The following is a 15,838-nucleotide window of genomic DNA, read 5'->3' on the forward strand; positions in this document are numbered from 1 at the left end:
CCAGTACGGCGGTGCAGGCCAGGGCCACGGCGCTGAGGATGGTGCGGCGCATCGGGTCGCTCTCTCTCGTCGGTCGGCGCGTGTGTCGCGTGGGTGCGGGTCGGACGGAGAGACGAGGCGGGGGCGGGGCGGGTTGTAAAGAGATAGCAAAGTCGAGAAGGAAAAGCCGGGAAGGCAAAGTCGAGAAGGCGAAGTCGAGAAGGCGAAGTCGTCGGTGGGCGGGCGGGCGGGTGCGGGGCCGGGGAGGTACAGCCTGCTGTACCCCCGGTCGGGCGGCCCACGGGATCGGCCGGAGGGGGACGGAGTCCATAGCGTCGGTGACGGACCGAGAGCGCAGCCCACGGAGGACGCCGCCATGACGCACCAGGACCCGTACCGTCTGACCGCACCGCCGGCGGGCACCCCCGCGAGCGCCGCGCACGAGGGCCCCGACGCCGTCTCCCGCGGGGACGTCCTCCGTACGCTGCTGTGGGCGCTCGTGGTGGTCAGCGCGGTCGCCAACATGACCGCCTCCTTCGGCGGCGCCCCCACCTGGGTGCACCTGGCCAGCGGTGCGGTCACCGTGCTCGCCGCCGGGACCCTCGCCGTGCGCGCCCTGCGGGGGCGGCGATGAGCACCGCGGTCGCGACCGCCACCGCACGCAGGGCCCCCGCCATCGCGCTGGCCCACGTCGCCAGGACCTACCCGGGGAACGTACGGGCCCTGGACGACGTGTCGCTCACCGTGGAGCACGGCTCGTTCCTCGCCGTGATGGGGCCCTCGGGGTCCGGCAAGAGCACGCTGATGCACTGCGCCGCCGGGCTGGACTCCCCCACGTCGGGCAGTGTCCGTATCGACGGGCAGGAGATCTCCGGGCTGAACGAGACCCGCCGCACCGAACTGCGCCGCGAACGCGTCGGCTTCGTCTTCCAGGCGTACAACCTGATCCCCTCCCTCAGCGTGGAGGACAACATCACGTTGCCGCTGCGCCTGGCCGGCCGGCGCCCGGACCGGGACTGGCTGCGCACCCTGACCGAACGGGTGGGGCTGGCGGACCGGCTCGCGCACCGCCCGGCCGAGCTGTCCGGCGGACAGCAGCAACGGGCGGCCGTCGTCCGGGCGCTGGCGGCCAGGCCCGCCGTCGTCTTCGCCGACGAGCCGACCGGCGCGCTGGACCTGCGCAGCGCCCACCAGGTGCTGGATCTGCTGCGCGGCCTCGTCGACGAGCTGGGCCAGACGGTGGTGATGGTCACCCACGATCCTGCCGCCGCGGCCCGCGCGCACCGGGCCCTGGTGATGGCCGACGGCCGGGTGGTCGAGGCGCTGGAACGCCCGACCGCACCGCGACTGGCGGACCGCCTCGTGGCGTTGGGGGAACGGTAGACGTGCTGCACCTCGCCTGGCGCATGGCCGCCCACCGGATCACCGCGCTGCTCGCCGTGGCGTGCGCGGTACTCGGCGGCGCGGCGCTGATCACCACCACCGGTGTGCTGGCCGAGTCGGGGCTGCGCTCCCGGCTGCCGCCCGGCCGGCTCGGCGGCGCGGACGTCGTGGTCGCGGCCGACCAGCAGTTCCACCCGAGCGGGGACCTTCCGATCGCGCTGCCCGAGCGCGCCACGGTCCCGGGCCGGCTCGTGGACCGGCTGGCCGCCCTGCCCGGCGTCACCGCGGCGGTCGGCGACATCGGCTTCCCGGCCGCGCTGACCGACGCGCGCGGACAGCTGCTCGCCTCCTCCGACGACCCGAGGACGGCGGGCCACGGCTGGTCGTCGACGAAGCTGCTGGCCGACCCGCGCGTGGCGGGCCGGGCACCGTCGGGCGCGGGCGAGGTCGCCGTCCCGGCGGCGGCGGGCGTCACGGTGGGCGAGCGGGTCCAGGTCGTGGCGAACGGCCGCCCCGCCGCCCCCTACCGGGTCACCGCCGTGATCGACGCACCGGGCGCCGACATCTACTTCGCAGACGGGACGGCACTGCGGCTGGCCGGGCGGGACGGGCACGGCGCGGACGAAGGCGGAGAGGACAGCGCGGGCGACGGCGCAGGCACGGACACGGGCCAGGGCGAAGGGACGGGCGACAGCGCCAGCCCAGGCGCAGACGCGGGCCAGGGCGAAAGCGCGGACCGAGGGGAACGCGAAGGCGCCGGCGAACGCGCAGGCGTTGGGTCGCGTGCCGGGACCGTCGATCTGATCGGGCTGCGGGTCGAAGCGGGCGGCGAGGAGCGCGTCGCCTCGGCCGTGCGCGAGCAGGTCGCGGGCACGGGGCTGGAGGTCGTCACCGGCGCGGACCGGGGCGAGGCCGTGGAGCCCGGGGTGGGCTCGGCGCGCTCGCTGCTGGTCCTGCTGGCCGGTTCGCTCGCCGGGATCGTGCTGTTGATCACCGGGTTCGTCGTCGCGGGCGCGCTGGGCGTGGCGGTCGCCGGGCAGCGCCGCGACCTGGCGCTGATGCGGGCCGTCGGGGCGACGCCGAAGCAGATCCGCCGGCTGGCCGCCGCGCAGTCCTCGGTCGTCGCGGCGGTGGCCCTGGTGCCGGGTGTCGCGGTCGGCTACCTGCTGGCGGGCCGGTTCCGGGAGCTGCTGGCCGACCGGGGCGTCCTGCCCGGCGAACTCCCGCTCACGCTCTCTCCGCTGCCCGCGCTCGCCACGCTGCTGCTGGTGGCGGCCGCGGTGCAGCTCTCCGCCCGCTGCGCGGCCTGGCGCACCTCCCGCAGGCCGGCCACCGAGGCGGTCGCCGAGTCCCGCAGCGAACCGCGCCAGCCCTCGCGGGTGCGGACCCACGCCGGTCTGCTGCTGATCCTCGGCGCGTGCGTGCTCGCGGCGGCGCCGCTGCTGTCCCGGACGGTCATCGGGGCCTCGGCCACCTCCATCGCGGGCATCCTCGCCGCCATCGGCCTCGCCCTGTCCGGCCCGGCGCTGGTGAAGGGCGCGGGGGAGGCGGTCGTACGGCGGCTGCGGCCCTCGGTCGCGGCCCCCACGTGGCTGGCGCTGGCCAACGTGCGCGGCTACGCGCTGCGCGTGGCGGGCGTGGTCAGCCCGCTGGCCATGGCGGTCGTCTTCGTACTGACGTACACGTTCGCGCAGACGACGGTGCTCGCCGCCACCGCGCAGGACACCCGCACCGGCACGCTCGCCCAGTACGAGGTGACCGCGCCGGCCCTGGGCGGACTGCCCGCGGACACGCTGCCCGCCGTGCGGGAGGTGCCGGGCGTGCGGGCGGCGGCGCCCGTCGGCACGACCACGGTGGTGTGGGAGTACGAGGAGTTCGGCGAACCCGTGGCCGAGTCGGCCTCGGCGATGGTCCTCGGCCCGGACGCCCGGGGCGTCGTCGACCCCGGCGTGAGAGAGGGCGCCCTCGACCGGCTCACCGGCGCCACGGTCGCGGTCAGCGGCGAGGCCGCGCGGAGCCGCGGGGCGGACCTCGGGGAACGGGTACGGCTGGTGCTGGGCGACGGGACGCGGGTCGACGCCCGGGTCGTCGCCGTGTACGACCGGGGGCTGGGCTTCGGCCCGGTCGTCCTCTCCCGCCAGCTGACCGCGGGGCACACCACGACGGACCTCGACCAGAGCCTCCTGGTCCGCACCGACGGCACCGACGAGGCCGCGCGGAACCTGACCGCGCTGGCCGCCGACCGCACGGGCCTCGCCGTCGCGAGCACCGCCCCGGCCGCGGGCGCCGCGGGCGAGGACACGCCGCCGGAGGTGTGGGTCAACCTGGCCACCGTCGTCGTACTCCTCGGCTACCTGCTGCTGAGCATCGCCAACAAACTGGTCGCCGCCACCGCCCAGCGCCGCGCCGAGATCGCCGCGCTGCGCCTGGTCGGCACCACGCCGCGGCAGATCCGCGCGATGATGCGCCGCGAGGCCGCCGTGGTCGCCGCCGCGGCCCTCGCCTGCGGCCTGCTGCTGTCCGCCCTCCCGCTCGCCCTGCTGGGGCAGGGCTTCCTCGGCCGCCCCTGGCCGGCGGGTCCCGCCTGGCTGCTCCCGGCGGTGGCGGCGACGGTGGTCCTGACGTCCTTCGTCACCGTCGAACTGCCGACCCGGCACGCCCTGCGCACACCGCCCGCGGACGCGCTGCGGGCGGTGTGAGAGGGCGGCCGGGGCTCAGGCGGCGGCCCGCGGGACCACGTTGATGTTGAAGGTGTGGGAGCCGAGACCGCCCGCGATGCCCATGAAGAGCAGGGCGAAGTGCTCCTGCCCGCGCGCGGTGGTGATGCCGCCGATGTCGAGCTGCGCGGACGGGGGCCAGCCGAGGTCGGTGAGCAGGCGTCCGGTGGTCCGCTTGGCCTCGGCGTCGTCGCCGGAGAGGAAGACCGTGGACGGGCCCGCGAGGCCTTGCGGGTCGGTCATCGCGGTGGAGTCCATCGTGCACAGGGTCTTGACGACGGGCGTCGCGGGGAAGGCCGCCTGGATCTGCTCGGCCAGGCTGCTGTTGGGGTGCGAGAGCTCGGTGTAGTCGTCGGTGAGGCCCACCCCGACGTCGATCACGATGCGGCCGGACAGCGCCGGGGCTCCGATGGAGCGCAGCAGCTCCACGGAGACGTTCCCGGGCGTCGCGTTGACCAGTACCTCCGCGTGGCCGGCCGTATCGCGCAGGCCGGCCACGGGGAGGCCGAGATCCGTTCGCTCTTCGGGGCGGCGGGAACCGAGGAGCACGTCGTGTCCCGCGGCACTCCAGCCGCGGGCCAGTGCCCGGCCGACGTTGCCGGTACCAAGGAGTCCTATACGCATGGCAAGGACGCTATCCGCGGGCCGGGGCGCGGCGGATCGGTCCGGGGGCCGGGACCGGACCGGCACCAAAGGCCTAAGGCCTAAGGCCTAAGGCCTTTGGCCTGTGGCCTGGGGCCTGTGGCCTGTCCGGTCCCCTGGCCCCGCTACACCGGCGCCGGTCCCACCAGTTCCGTCAGGACGTCCTCCATCGTCACGAAGCCCAGGACCGCGCCCGTCTCGCCGGTGACGGCGGCCAGGTGGCTGTCCTCGGTGCGCAGGGCGGTGAGGGTGTCGTCCAGCGGGGTGTCGATGCGGACCCGGGTCACCCGGTGCAGGGCCGAGCGCGGGAAGGGGGCGTCGCGGTCGGTCAGGCCCAGGGTGTCCTTGATGTGCAGGTAGCCGAGGACGGTGCCGCCGGGGCCGGTGACCGGGAAGCGGGAGTAGCCCGCCTCGGCGGCCAGCCGCTCCAGCTCGGCCGGGGTGACCGTGTGGCCGGCCGTGCGCATCTTCTGGGCCGGGACCAGGATCTCGCCGACCGGGCGGGTGCCCAGCTCCAGCGCGTCGCGCAGGCGCTCGCCGTCGGCCGGGGTGAGCAGTCCGGCCTCGCTGGCGTCCACCACCATGCGGGCCAGCTGGTCGTCGGTGAAGACGGCCTCGACCTCGTCCTTCGGCTCCACCCGCAGCAGCTTGAGCAGCGCGTTGGCGAAGGCGTTGATGCCGAAGACGAACGGCTTCAGCGCCCGGGTGAGGGCGACCAGCGGCGGGCCGAGGACCAGCGCGGTGGTCGCCGGGGCGGCCAGCGCGATGTTCTTCGGGATCATCTCGCCGATCAGCATGTGCAGATACGTGGCGAGCGCCAGGGCGATCGCGAAGGCGACCGGGTGGACCAGCGCGTGCGGCATGTGGACCGCCTCGAACACCGGCTCCATCAGGTGGGCGATGGCCGGCTCCGCGACGGCGCCGAGCACCAGGGAGGAGACCGTGATGCCGAGCTGGGCCGTGGCCATCATCTGGGAGATGTGTTCCAGGCCCCACAGGGTCATCCGGGCACGCTTGTCGCCCGTCTTCGCGCGCGGCTCGATCTGGCTGCGGCGCACCGAGATCAGGGCGAACTCGGCGCCGACGAAGAACGCGTTGGTCAGCAGCGTCAGCGCGCCGATGAGGAGCTGTACGACGGTCATCGGGCGGCCTCCGGCTCCCGGTCGGCCGACGGGACCGGCGCGGGCGCGGTGATCCGCAGGCGGTCGGCGCGGTGGTGGTCGACGTCGAGGACGTCCAGGCGCCAGCCGTCCAGGTCGACGGCGTCCCCCTTGGCGGGGATGCGGGCCAGCCGGGTGGCGACCAGGCCGGCCAGGGTCTCGTACGGTCCCTCCGGCGCGGTCAGGCCGATGCGCTCCAGGTGGTCCAGGCGCAGCGAGCCGTCGGCCTCCCAGGCCGCGCGGCCGTCGGTCTCGGCGGGGGCGGGGAGCAGATCCGGTATCTCGACCGGGTCGTGCTCGTCGCGGACCTCGCCGACGACTTCCTCCACGATGTCCTCGACCGTGGCCACGCCCGCCGTGCCGCCGTACTCGTCGATGACGACGGCCATGGTGCGGGTCTCTCGCATGCGCTCCAGGAGCCGGTCGGCGGGCAGGCTGTCCGGCACCAGCAGCGGCGCGGTGGCCAGCTCGGTGACGGGGGTGGCCCGGCGCCTGTCCGGCTCCAGGGCCAGCACGTCGCGGATGTGCACGGTGCCGATGACCTCGTCGAGGCTGTCCCGGTAGACCGGGAAGCGGGACAGGCCGGTGGCGTGCGAGAGGTTCGCGGCGTCGGCGGCGGTGGCGTGGGCCTCCAGGGCCTTGACGTCCACGCGCGGGGTCATGACGTTCTCCGCGGTCAGCTCGCTCAGGTGCAGGGTGCGCACGAACAGCTCGGCCGAGTCCGCCTCCAGGGCGCCCTCGGCGGCCGAGTGCTGGGCCAGGGCGACCAGTTCCTCGGCGCTGCGGGCCGACGCCAGCTCCTCGGCCGGTTCCAGGCCGAAGCGGCGCACGAAACGGTTGGCCGTGTTGTTGAGGTGGCGGATGAAGGGGCCGAAGGCGGTGGTGAAGCCGCGCTGCGGGGCCGCGACGACCTTCGCGACGGCCAGCGGGCGGGAGATCGCCCAGTTCTTGGGGACCAGCTCGCCGACGACCATCAGGACGACGGTGGAGACGACCACGCCGAGCACGGTCGCCACCGTCGAGGCGGCACCGCCCAGGCCGATCGCCGTCAGCGGGCCGCGCAGCAGCACGGCGACCGACGGCTCGGCCAGCATGCCGATGACCAGGGAGGTCACGGTGATGCCGAGCTGGGCTCCGGAGAGCTGGAGGGTCAGGGACCGTACGGCCTTCAGGGCGCCGTCGGCGCCGCGCTCACCGGACTCGGCGGCACGCTCCAGGTCGGAGCGCTCGACGGTGGTGAGGGAGAACTCGGCCGCGACGAAGACGGCGCAGGCCAGGGTGAGAAGGAGGGCCAGCAGGAGCAGCAGGACCTCGGTCACCGTGCCACCCCGCTTCCCTCACGCGTATACGGGGGGACTGGCGGGACGGCCATGGCACGGCCGGTACTGGGAGGCTCCATTACGGAACGGGACTCCTTAACGGGGTCGGTGGGGGCCGGTGCCAGCCGGCCGCCCGAGAGGTCACCCTCATGGTAAAGGACGAGCAAAAACGAAGGGAGCCCTTCGGCCCCTATGCTTCTACCCGCCTGTAGAGAACGGCCGGACGGTTCCGGTTGTTCCCGCACGGTCCTGTTCCCCGCACGGACTTGTTTCCCGCACGGACATGTTTCCCGCACGAACGTAAGGAGTGAACGCCTCGATGGTGTTCAAGCGGCTGCTCGGTTCCCTCGGCGTGGGCGGACCCACGGTGGACACGGTCCTCGACCCGGGCGCCGCCCGGCCCGGGGGCGCGCTGTCCGGCCGGGTCGAGCTGGTCGGCGGCACCGCCGACCACGACGTCGAGCACGTCGCGCTGGAGCTGGTGGCCCGCGTCGAGGCCGAGCACGGCGAGCACGGGGAGGGCGAGGGCGTCGTCGCCTTCGGCCGGCACACCGTCGGCGGGCCCTTCCGGCTGGCCGCGGGCGCGCGGCACGAGGTGCCGTTCTCGGTGCCGCTGCCCTGGGAGACCCCGGTGACCGAGCTGCACGGGCAGCCGCTGGGGATCGTGCTCGGGGTGCGCACCGAGCTGGCGGTGGCCGGCGCCCGCGACAAGGGCGACCTGGACCCGCTGACCGTGGCACCGCTGCCCGCCCAGGAGGCGGTGCTGGAGGCCTTCGGGCAGCTCGGCTTCGGCTTCCGCTCCGCCGACCTGGAGTACGGCCGCATCGGCGGCACCGGGCAGCAGTTGCCCTTCTACCAGGAGATCGAGCTCACCCCGCCCGAGCGGTACGCCCACCAGGTCAACGAGATCGAGCTGACCTTCCTGGCCGTGCCCGGCGCACTGGAGGTGGTCCTGGAGGCGGACAAGCGCGGCGGCCCGTTCGCCGACGGCCACGACGCCCTCAGCCGGTTCACCGTCCCGCACGAGGGGCCGGCCGGGCCGCAGGACTGGAACGCCCTCGTCGAGGGCTGGGTCCAGGAGCTGGTGGAGCACCGGGCGTCGTACGGCTCCCACGCCGTGTACGGGCACGAGTCCGGGCTCGCGGGCGGCGCCGCGGTGGCGGCGGGCGCGGCCGGGCTCGCGGTGGGGGTCGCCGGCGGGATGGTGGCGGCCGAGGTCGTCGACGAGGTGGGGGACTTCTTCGAGGGCGGCGACGAGGGCGGCGACGAGGGTGAAGACGAGGGTGAGGAAGGCTGACGGTTTCTACACGGCTGTAGAAACTTTTGCCGGGTCCGACCCCGCCGCACCCCGGCATGCCGTAGATTCCGTGCGGGCCCTGCCGCGGGTCCGCACCGCCGTACGCCACCAGGGAGCGCCGTGTTCGGACTGAGCGAAGTCGCGATCATTCTCATCGTCGTCATAGCCGTCCTCGCCGCCAAGAAACTCCCCGAGCTGACCCGCTCGGCGGGCAAGTCGGCGCGCATCCTCAAGGCCGAGGCCCGCGCGATGAAGGACGGGGAGCGGACACCGGCCGAGGACCGCGGGGAGTCGCGCGTGATCCGCGGCGAGACGGTCGAGCGCGGGGAGACCGACGGCCCCACCGGCGGCCGGGGCGGCGGCGCCCAGGGCTGACCGCACGCCCCCGCACACCGGCGGGAGGCTCAGGACGACGGGTCCTCGGGCACGGCGGACAGCAGGCTGTGCACGATCGGCCCCGCCGAGCCGCCGCCGGTGACGCCCTCCTCGACGACCACGGCGACGGCCACGTTGCCGCGGTGGGCGACGAGCCAGCCGTTGTTGTCCTGGTCGTCGGAGACCTCGGCGGTGCCGGTCTTGGCGCCGATCTCGCCGGGCAGGTCGGCCAGGACGTGCGCGGTGCCGTCGGTGACGGTGGCCCGCATCAGCTCGCGCAGCTGGGTGACGACCTCGTCGGGCAGCGGCTCGGTACGGGTCCCGTCCTCGTTCCCGGCGGTGACCGACGGCTGGTGGAACTCGCCGGACACCGCCGTGGCCGTCACCGACGCCATGATCAGCGGGTTGGCCTGGACGCGGCCCTGCCCGATCATCGACGCGGCCTTCTCCGTCTCGTCCTTGGGGACCGGCACCGACCCGTCGTACGTCGGGATGCCGATGTGCCACTCCTGGCCGACCCCGAAGTAGGTGCGGGCGACCTCGCCCAGCTCCCCCTCGTCGAGCTTGCCGCGCAGGCTGATGAAGGCGGTGTTGCAGGACTCCATGAAGTCCTTGCGGAACGTGGCGCCGGGGAATTCGGACATCTCGACGTTGTGGAACTCCTTGCCGACCGTCAGGTACTTGGGGCAGTCCACGACGTCGTCGGGCTGCACCGCGCCCTTGAGCAGCAGGGCGCTGCTGGTGACGATCTTCCAGGTGGAGCCGGGCGCGTAGGTGCCGGAGACGGCTCGGTTGAAGCCGGAGGAGGGGGAGTTGGCGAGGGCGAGGACCTCGCCGTTGTCGACGCGCAGGGCGACGAGCGCGGCGTTCTTGCCGTCGGCCTCCGCCAGCGCCTCCTCGGCCGCCGTCTGCCAGGTGGCGTCCAGGGTGGTGCGCACGGGCTCGCCGGCGGTCGCCGGGTCGGGCTCCTCGCCGAAGGACGCCTCGGTGCGCACGGTCTCGCCGGTGGCCCGGTCGACGAGTTCCACCGCGCCGCGCGGTCCGCCGCCGGACTTCCCGGCGAGCCTGCCCAACAGCGGGGTCAGGGACGGGTACGAGCCGTCCGCGACGGAGACGCCGTGGCGGTCGGTGACCTTCGGCGGGGGCGTCTCCTCCCGCTCCAGGCGGAACTTCTCGGTGCCGCTCAGCCGCGGGTGGACCAGCGACAGCCGCCAGTCCACCTTCCAGGCACCGTCCTTCTGCTCACGCAGCGGCAGCTCGGACTCGTACGTCCAGGTGCCCAGACCCTTGATCGGCATCTTCGCGGTGAACGGGACGGCGAGCGTGCCGTCCTCGGCCTCCTTCGCGTCCTCGGCCGCCGTCAGCCCGGGCTTGTCGATGTCGAGGCCCACGGTGAAGCTCTGCAGCACCTCCTCGGCCGTACCGGGGCTGGTGGTGCGGCCGGCCGCGCTCGGCAGCCGCCCGGCGGACCAGTCGGCGAGGAAGGCGCGCGCCTGTCTCAGCGCGGCGGGGTCGGGGCCGTCGTCGCCGCGCGCGAAGGGACCGAACCCGGCGGCGTAGGAACCGCCCGCGGCGATCGCGAGCACGACCCCCACGGCGGCGACGGCACGCACGCCGTTGCGGGGCCTGCGACGGGAGTCAGGGGCGAGGTGAGGCATGTCCTGCATCAGCGTCTTTTCCTGTCCGTGGGTCGGGTCCGGTCGGGTCGTGTCGGGTCGGCCGTCGGAACCGGTCAGCCGGCGGCGAAGAAGTCGAGGATCGTGTCGGTGGCGTCCAGGGCGTCGCTGGTGGGACCGAGCCGCGCGTCCGGGACGAAGGAGGAGCCCGGCCAGGTGTGGCCGCCGCCGTGGACGACGAGGAGCTGGACGGCACCGGGGGCCCGGCCGGAACCGGACACGTCCTTCAGGGGCCAGACCGTGCGGTCGTACCCCTTCTCCTCCTCCGTGACCGGCTCCCCCGCGCCGCCCGCCTCGGCGAACGCCTCCGCCGTGTCCCGGGCCGACCGGCTCGGGAGGATCGGCTCCTTCGGGTCCGGCGGCGGGGACGGCCAGCCCCCGATCGGGCGCACGGGGTCGTCGGCGCCGTAGACGACCATGACCGGGATGCCGCCGGTGGGCTCCACCGCCGCCGCTCCCGCGGGCAACTGGCCGGCGACCGAGGCCGCTCCCGCCAGCAGACCGGGCCGTTCGGCGGCCATGCGCAGCGCCATGGAGCCGCCGTTGGAGAACCCGGCGACGTAGACCCGCTCGGGGTCGGCGTGCTCGGTACGCACCAAGTGCTCGATCAGCGCCTCGGTGAACCGCACGTCGAGGCCCGGGTCCGGGCGCTGCGGGGTCTTCCGGGTACCGGCGCCCCAGCCGCTGTCGATGCCCTCGGGGTAGGCGACGAGCATGCCGCGCGCCCCGGCGGCCCGCTCCAGACGGCTCTGTTCGCGCAGCTCGGCGGCGTCGGAGCCGCGGCCGTGGAAGGCGATGACGAGGGGCCTGGGGCCGTCGGCGGAGGCGGGCCGGTGCAGGAGGTACTCGCGGGTGCGGCCGTCCACGCGCAGCTCGGCGCGGACGTCGGGCGCCGCGGAGGCCGTACCCCCGCTGCGGGCCGGGGCGCTCGCCGACGGCGAGGCGTCCGGACGCTCCGGTTCGGTGGCGCAGCCGGCCAGCGGAAGGAGGAGCGCGAGGGCGAGCGCGCCGGGCCACCGGCGGGGGCGGGACGGGAGGTCACGGAAGGAGCGCATGTCCCGAGGAGAGCAATCCCGCGGGCCCTCTGTCCAAGATTCATATCAATGTCGGTTCGATCAATCCCCGATATGATTACTGGTCGTGGACCTGGTGCGGCACCTGGAGTGCTTTGTGGCTGTTGCAGAAGAGTCACACTTCGGGCGTGCCGCCGCCCGTCTCGGCATGGCCCAGCCGCCCCTGTCGCAGCGCATCCAACGGCTGGAGAAGGAGCTGGGCGTCCGGCTCTTCGAGCGCTCCAGCCGCCGGGTGACGATCACCGAGGCGGGCACGCTGCTGCTGGCCGAGGCCCGCGAACTGCTCGCCCGCGCCGAGTCCCTGCGGACCGCCGCGCGCCGCATCCGGGACGGTGAGAGCGGCCTGCTGCGCGCCGCCCTGTCCCCCGACATCTCCGGTGAGACCGTCGCCGCGCTGCTGGCCGGCTTCCGGCACCGGCACGCGGGGCTCGAACTGGAGCTGCACGAGCTGACCACCGCCCAGCAGCTCGCCGCCTTCGCCGCCCGTGAACTGGACGTCGGCCTCATCCACCACCCCTGCGACGTCACCGGCCTGGGACTGGGCCCGGTGCTCCGCCGCGACCTCGGCGTACTGCTGCCGCGCGGCGCCCCGCAGACGGAGCTGGACGAGGTGCCGCTCGCCGCCCTCAGCGGCTACGACCTGGTCCTCTTCCCGCGCGCGGACGCCCCCGCGGTCTACGACGACCTGCTCACCGCCTGCGCCCGGGGCGGCTACACGCCCACCGCCGTACGGCACGGCCAAGGGGCCAGCTTCGTCCGCGGCCTGGTCCTGTCGTCCGGGGCCGTCGCCCTCGGCCCCCGCGACACCCGGCTCGTGGCCCCCGGCGACCAGGACCTGGTCTGGCGTCCGCTGGCCGGGGCCCCGCCCGCCTGGCGGCACTCCGCGGCCTGGCCCAAGGGGCGCGGCGACGCCGCCGTCGACGCCTTCGCGGACGCCGCCACCCACGCCCTGCGCACCACGGCAGGCGCCCACTCCGAGGCACCCGCCCGGCCCCTGCACCTTCGCCCGGCATCGGAGTTCTGGCTGTGACCGACACCATCACCTCGCGCTGCCGCGCCCACATCGCCGCGCCCCCGCCCGCGTCGGCCCCGGCCACCCGCCCGGCGACCGGCGGCGCCCGGACCGCCGCCCTCCGGGTGGCACGCGTGCGGTCACCGCGTCCGCGCCCGGCATCGGAGTACCGGCCATGACCGACACCACCGCCGCCCGCCTGGACGCCGCCTTCGCCGACGCCGGGGTCACCGGGTGGCTGCACGCCGTGGACATCGACTCCGGTGCGCAGGTCGAGGCCGGGGCGGACCAGCCGGTGTGCACGGCCAGTGTCCACAAGGTGTGCGTGCTGGTGACGCTGCACGAGCTGGCGGCGGCCGGGGAGATCGACCTGACCGAACGGGTGGAGTGCCCGCCGACCGGGCGCACCCCCGGGCCCACGGGGCTCGCGGCGATGCTGGACCCGGTCCGGCTGTCGCTGCGCGACGCGGCGCTGCTGATGATGTCCGTCAGCGACAACACCGCCGCCGACCTGCTGCTGCGCCGGGTAGGGCTGGACGCCGTCAACCGCACCACGGCCCGGCTGGGCCTCACCCGCACGCGGGCGGTGTACGGCTTCGGCGAGATGCTCGGCACCATGCGCGAGGACGCCGGGCCGGCCGGCACCCGGGCGCTGACCGACCCGCACGTCATCACCCGGCTGCGCGCCCTGGACCCGGCCCGCACCAACCGCAGCACCCCCCGGGACATGACCCGGCTGCTCGGCGCCCTGTGGCGGGACGAGGCGTGCCCCTCGGAGTACGGCGCCGCCATGCGCCGCGTCATGGGCCTCCAGGTCTGGCCGCACCGCCTGGCCTCGGGCTTCCCCTTCGACGACGTCCACGTGGCCGGCAAGACCGGCACCCTGCCGACCCTGCGCAACGAGGTCGGCGTCGTCGAATACCCCGACGGCGGCCGCTACGCCGTGGCCGTCTTCACCCGCACGGCCAACCCGGCGGCCACCCTCCCCGCTGCGGACGCGGTGATCGGCACGGCGGCGCGGATCGCGGTGGACGCGCTGCGGGCACCGTGAGGCGGCGGGCGGGGCGGCGTAGTCTCGGCGGGCGATCCACAGGGAGGGGGACGGCATGGGAAAGCGGGCGGCGGTCGCCGTGGCGGGACTGGTGGCGGCGGCCGGGGCGGTCACGGCCGCGGTGTACGGCGGGTACGGCGGCGAGAGTGACGGTGACGGCACGGACAGCGTGGAATCCGTGACGGTCGGCGGCGGGGAGCGGCACGTGATTCCGTCGCCCGAGGCCGGTCAGCGGGAGCTGCTGCTGAGCGACCTGGCGGCCCTCGACCCGACCGTCACCGCCGACGAGGACGCGGCGGTCGAGAGCGCCCGGTGGCTGTGCGTCGACATCCGCCAGGGCCGGCCCGAGGACGAGGTGCGGGACGCTGCGGCCCAGCGGTTCCGGGTGACCTGGGAGCAGAGCGCGCAGGTCCTGGACGCCGTCAGGGGCACGTTCTGCTGATCCCGGCGGCCGTGCTCCCGGCAACCGTCCTCCCGGCAACCGTCCTCCCGGCGGTCGTGCCCCTGGCCGCCGGGTCCGTCAGCCGTCGTTGTCCCGCCAGCGTCCGCCGCTCGGGGCTGAGTCGAAGCGGGTGGCCGCCGAGGCGTTGCCGCTGAAGTCGTTGCCGGAGACCCGGCCGGCGGTCCAGGTGGCCTCGTGCGCGATCCACAGGGCGTGGGTCTGGGTGCGCGGGTGCCCGTCGTCGCGGAACCGGTTGCCGTGCACGTACGGGTGGGTGACGGCCGCGGCGGCGGTGAGGCCGGTGCGCGGCGACGGGGCGTCCGGGAGGCGGTAGGCGGTGCCGGGCGCGGGGGTGGCGTCGGACGGCCAGGCGGTCCGGGCGCCGGGGCGCCAGGGGGCGAGGGTGAGCCCGGTCGCGGTGTTGCCGGTGACCACTGCGGTGACCTCCGCGTTCCCGGCGCACACCGTCAGGGTCTTGCCGCGGTGGCCGTCGGGGAGCCAGTCGGCGTGCGGGTCGGTCAGGGAGAGCGGGCCGCAGGTCACGCCCTCGCCGCCGCCCTGTGTCGCCGGGGCGGCGCGGCGGCCGTTGCCGCGGACGCGGTTGCCGAGGAGCGCCGGTTCGTGCAGCGGGGCGTCGAGACGGATGCCGTCCAGGCCGTTGTCGTGGATGTCGTTGGACTCCAGGACGATGTCGGCGGCGGGCTCCTGGTCGCCGCCGGCCAGGTTGTGCTGCCAGTAGCCGTACCGCCCGTTGCCGCCGATCCGGTTGCCGTGGAAGGCGTACGGCCCCGGCGTGTTGCCGAGCGCGATCCCGTCCCGCACGTTCCCGTCGATCAGGCACCCGGTGACGATGCCGCCGCGCCCGCCGACGCTGGTGGTGCCCTGCGCCGACACGTCGAACCCGGCGACGTGGTTGCCGAGCATCGTGCACCCGGTGACCAGGAGGCCCTCGGCGCCCCAGTCGGAGATGCCGTAGCGGTTGCCCTCGGTGTGGCAGGCGGTGATGCGGATGCCGCGCGGCGGGGCCCAGTGGTCCTGCTGGAGTTCGAGGAAGATGCCGTTGGTGCCGTTGCCGTTGGCCGTGCAGTCGGTCACCGCCAGCCGTTCGACGGGCCCCCAGCCGCCGACCCCGATGCCGATGCCCGCGCCGCCCATCTTCTCGCCGGGGTCCTGCCGCCCGCACCGTTCGGCGAGCACGCCCTCGACGACGGTGTCCTGGAGGAAGTCGCAGCCGAATCCGGTGGCGGCCGTGTCGTGGATGTACAGGTCGCTGAAGCGCCCGCGCAGCACGTACTGGAGGCCGAGCCCCTTGGCCAGCACCTCGTACTCCTCGGTCTCCACCGCGGAGCCGTCGATCTCGAAGTGGGCGAAGGTGACGTCGGCGATGTGGTGGTCCGGCCCGGCGCCGTGCTGGGCGGTGGTGAACCAGGCCAGCGGAACCGGCTGCGTGGGGGCGCCCGGGTTGGTGAGGGCGAAGCAGGTGGCGCCGCGTCCGGCGCCGATCAGCGAGACGCCGCTGCGCCAGAGCACCGGGCGGTCCCGGATCACGTACCGCCCGGCGGGCACGCGGACGGTGCGCGGCAGGCCGTCCGCGGCGGTGGCGTCGCCGAGCGCGTCCACCAGTTTCTGCAGCGCCGGCCGGTCGTCGGCGGTGCCGTCCCCGACCAGGCCGTACTCGTGGGCGTCGGCCGTCAATGGCGCGGTCATACGGG

Annotated in this window: 14 protein-coding genes; 8 read left to right on the forward strand and 6 right to left on the reverse strand. The window is 75.0% G+C overall.

Translation table 11 applies throughout. The annotated features are described in order from the left end of the window. Nucleotides 1–355: 355 nt before the first annotated feature. The 3 genes from KUM03_RS00005 to KUM03_RS00015 are packed head-to-tail and all read left to right on the forward strand — an operon-like array spanning nt 356 to nt 4,061. Nucleotides 356–613 (forward strand): hypothetical protein, encoded by a 258-nt coding sequence (locus tag KUM03_RS00005; protein ID WP_217244723.1) that lies wholly within the window; start codon nt 356–358, stop codon nt 611–613. Beyond that, complete coding sequence (locus tag KUM03_RS00010) at nt 610–1,362, forward strand: ABC transporter ATP-binding protein (protein ID WP_217244724.1); 753 nt, start codon at nt 610–612, stop codon at nt 1,360–1,362. The genes KUM03_RS00005 and KUM03_RS00010 overlap by 4 nt, the downstream gene beginning before the upstream one ends. A gap of 2 nt (nt 1,363–1,364) precedes the next feature. Further along, nucleotides 1,365–4,061, forward strand: a complete 2,697-nt coding sequence (locus tag KUM03_RS00015; RefSeq protein ID WP_217244725.1) for an FtsX-like permease family protein — start codon at nt 1,365–1,367, stop codon at nt 4,059–4,061. 15 nt (nt 4,062–4,076) lie between these two features. Here the strand turns inward: KUM03_RS00015 and KUM03_RS00020 are convergent, their stop codons facing one another. The 3 genes from KUM03_RS00020 to KUM03_RS00030 form a co-directional block, all read right to left on the reverse strand. Then, nucleotides 4,077–4,703 (reverse strand): NADPH-dependent F420 reductase, encoded by a 627-nt coding sequence (locus KUM03_RS00020; RefSeq protein ID WP_217244726.1) that lies wholly within the window; start codon nt 4,701–4,703, stop codon nt 4,077–4,079. Between the two features lie 143 nt (nt 4,704–4,846). Then, nucleotides 4,847–5,863 (reverse strand): hemolysin family protein, encoded by a 1,017-nt coding sequence (locus tag KUM03_RS00025; RefSeq protein WP_217244727.1) that lies wholly within the window; start codon nt 5,861–5,863, stop codon nt 4,847–4,849. Further along, entirely contained in the window at nt 5,860–7,200 is a 1,341-nt protein-coding gene (locus tag KUM03_RS00030) for a hemolysin family protein (RefSeq protein ID WP_217244728.1), read from the reverse strand. Before KUM03_RS00030 ends, KUM03_RS00025 begins: the two co-directional genes overlap by 4 nt. Nucleotides 7,201–7,519: 319 nt before the next feature. On the opposite strand from KUM03_RS00030, the gene KUM03_RS00035 reads away from it, so the two are divergent. Next, nucleotides 7,520–8,497: a sporulation protein gene (locus KUM03_RS00035; RefSeq protein WP_217244729.1), complete on the forward strand. Its 978-nt coding sequence runs from the start codon at nt 7,520–7,522 to the stop codon at nt 8,495–8,497. A gap of 120 nt (nt 8,498–8,617) precedes the next feature. Further along, nucleotides 8,618–8,872 carry a twin-arginine translocase TatA/TatE family subunit gene (locus KUM03_RS00040; protein WP_217244730.1) on the forward strand — a complete coding sequence of 85 codons (255 nt, stop codon included), beginning with the start codon at nt 8,618–8,620 and terminating at the stop codon, nt 8,870–8,872. Between the two features lie 29 nt (nt 8,873–8,901). Here KUM03_RS00040 and KUM03_RS00045 read toward each other — a convergent pair whose 3' ends face one another. Together KUM03_RS00045 and KUM03_RS00050 are read right to left on the reverse strand one after the other, a co-directional pair. Further along, entirely contained in the window at nt 8,902–10,539 is a 1,638-nt protein-coding gene (locus KUM03_RS00045; RefSeq protein WP_217244731.1) for a penicillin-binding transpeptidase domain-containing protein, read from the reverse strand. A 65-nt stretch (nt 10,540–10,604) separates the two neighbouring features. Then, the gene (locus KUM03_RS00050; protein WP_217244732.1) at nt 10,605–11,603 is read right to left on the reverse strand and encodes a PHB depolymerase family esterase; all 999 of its coding nucleotides are present in this window, start codon (nt 11,601–11,603) and stop codon (nt 10,605–10,607) included. A 115-nt stretch (nt 11,604–11,718) separates the two neighbouring features. On the opposite strand from KUM03_RS00050, the gene KUM03_RS00055 reads away from it, so the two are divergent. From KUM03_RS00055 to KUM03_RS00065, 3 genes are all read left to right on the forward strand, one after another. Next, a complete protein-coding gene (locus tag KUM03_RS00055; protein WP_308406211.1) occupies nt 11,719–12,651 on the forward strand; it encodes a LysR family transcriptional regulator in 933 nt (310 codons plus the stop codon). A gap of 157 nt (nt 12,652–12,808) precedes the next feature. Then, nucleotides 12,809–13,684, forward strand: coding sequence for a serine hydrolase (locus KUM03_RS00060; protein ID WP_217244734.1), 876 nt, complete (start codon nt 12,809–12,811; stop codon nt 13,682–13,684). 55 nt (nt 13,685–13,739) lie between these two features. Continuing rightward, nucleotides 13,740–14,126, forward strand: a complete 387-nt coding sequence (locus KUM03_RS00065) for a DUF732 domain-containing protein (RefSeq protein WP_217244735.1) — start codon at nt 13,740–13,742, stop codon at nt 14,124–14,126. Nucleotides 14,127–14,204: 78 nt separating this feature from the next. Here KUM03_RS00065 and KUM03_RS00070 read toward each other — a convergent pair whose 3' ends face one another. Next, the gene (locus tag KUM03_RS00070; protein ID WP_217244736.1) at nt 14,205–15,833 is read right to left on the reverse strand and encodes a right-handed parallel beta-helix repeat-containing protein; all 1,629 of its coding nucleotides are present in this window, start codon (nt 15,831–15,833) and stop codon (nt 14,205–14,207) included. Between the last annotated feature and the right edge of the window lie 5 nt (nt 15,834–15,838).

This window comes from Streptomyces sp. AC602_WCS936 (genome assembly GCF_019049125.1).
In the GTDB taxonomy this organism is placed as follows: domain Bacteria; phylum Actinomycetota; class Actinomycetes; order Streptomycetales; family Streptomycetaceae; genus Streptomyces.

What these genes read in the sequence shown, in the direction of transcription:
- KUM03_RS00005 (WP_217244723.1), top strand. Translation starts at nt 356, where the DNA reads ATGACGCACCAGGACCCGTACCGTCTGACCGCACCGCCGGCGGGCACC.
- KUM03_RS00010 (WP_217244724.1), top strand. Translation starts at nt 610, where the DNA reads ATGAGCACCGCGGTCGCGACCGCCACCGCACGCAGGGCCCCCGCCATC.
- KUM03_RS00020 (WP_217244726.1), bottom strand. Translation starts at nt 4,703, where the DNA reads ATGCGTATAGGACTCCTTGGTACCGGCAACGTCGGCCGGGCACTGGCC.
- KUM03_RS00025 (WP_217244727.1), bottom strand. Translation starts at nt 5,863, where the DNA reads ATGACCGTCGTACAGCTCCTCATCGGCGCGCTGACGCTGCTGACCAAC.
- KUM03_RS00035 (WP_217244729.1), top strand. Translation starts at nt 7,520, where the DNA reads ATGGTGTTCAAGCGGCTGCTCGGTTCCCTCGGCGTGGGCGGACCCACG.
- KUM03_RS00045 (WP_217244731.1), bottom strand. Translation starts at nt 10,539, where the DNA reads ATGCAGGACATGCCTCACCTCGCCCCTGACTCCCGTCGCAGGCCCCGC.
- KUM03_RS00050 (WP_217244732.1), bottom strand. Translation starts at nt 11,603, where the DNA reads ATGCGCTCCTTCCGTGACCTCCCGTCCCGCCCCCGCCGGTGGCCCGGC.
- KUM03_RS00060 (WP_217244734.1), top strand. Translation starts at nt 12,809, where the DNA reads ATGACCGACACCACCGCCGCCCGCCTGGACGCCGCCTTCGCCGACGCC.
- KUM03_RS00065 (WP_217244735.1), top strand. Translation starts at nt 13,740, where the DNA reads ATGGGAAAGCGGGCGGCGGTCGCCGTGGCGGGACTGGTGGCGGCGGCC.
- KUM03_RS00070 (WP_217244736.1), bottom strand. Translation starts at nt 15,833, where the DNA reads ATGACCGCGCCATTGACGGCCGACGCCCACGAGTACGGCCTGGTCGGG.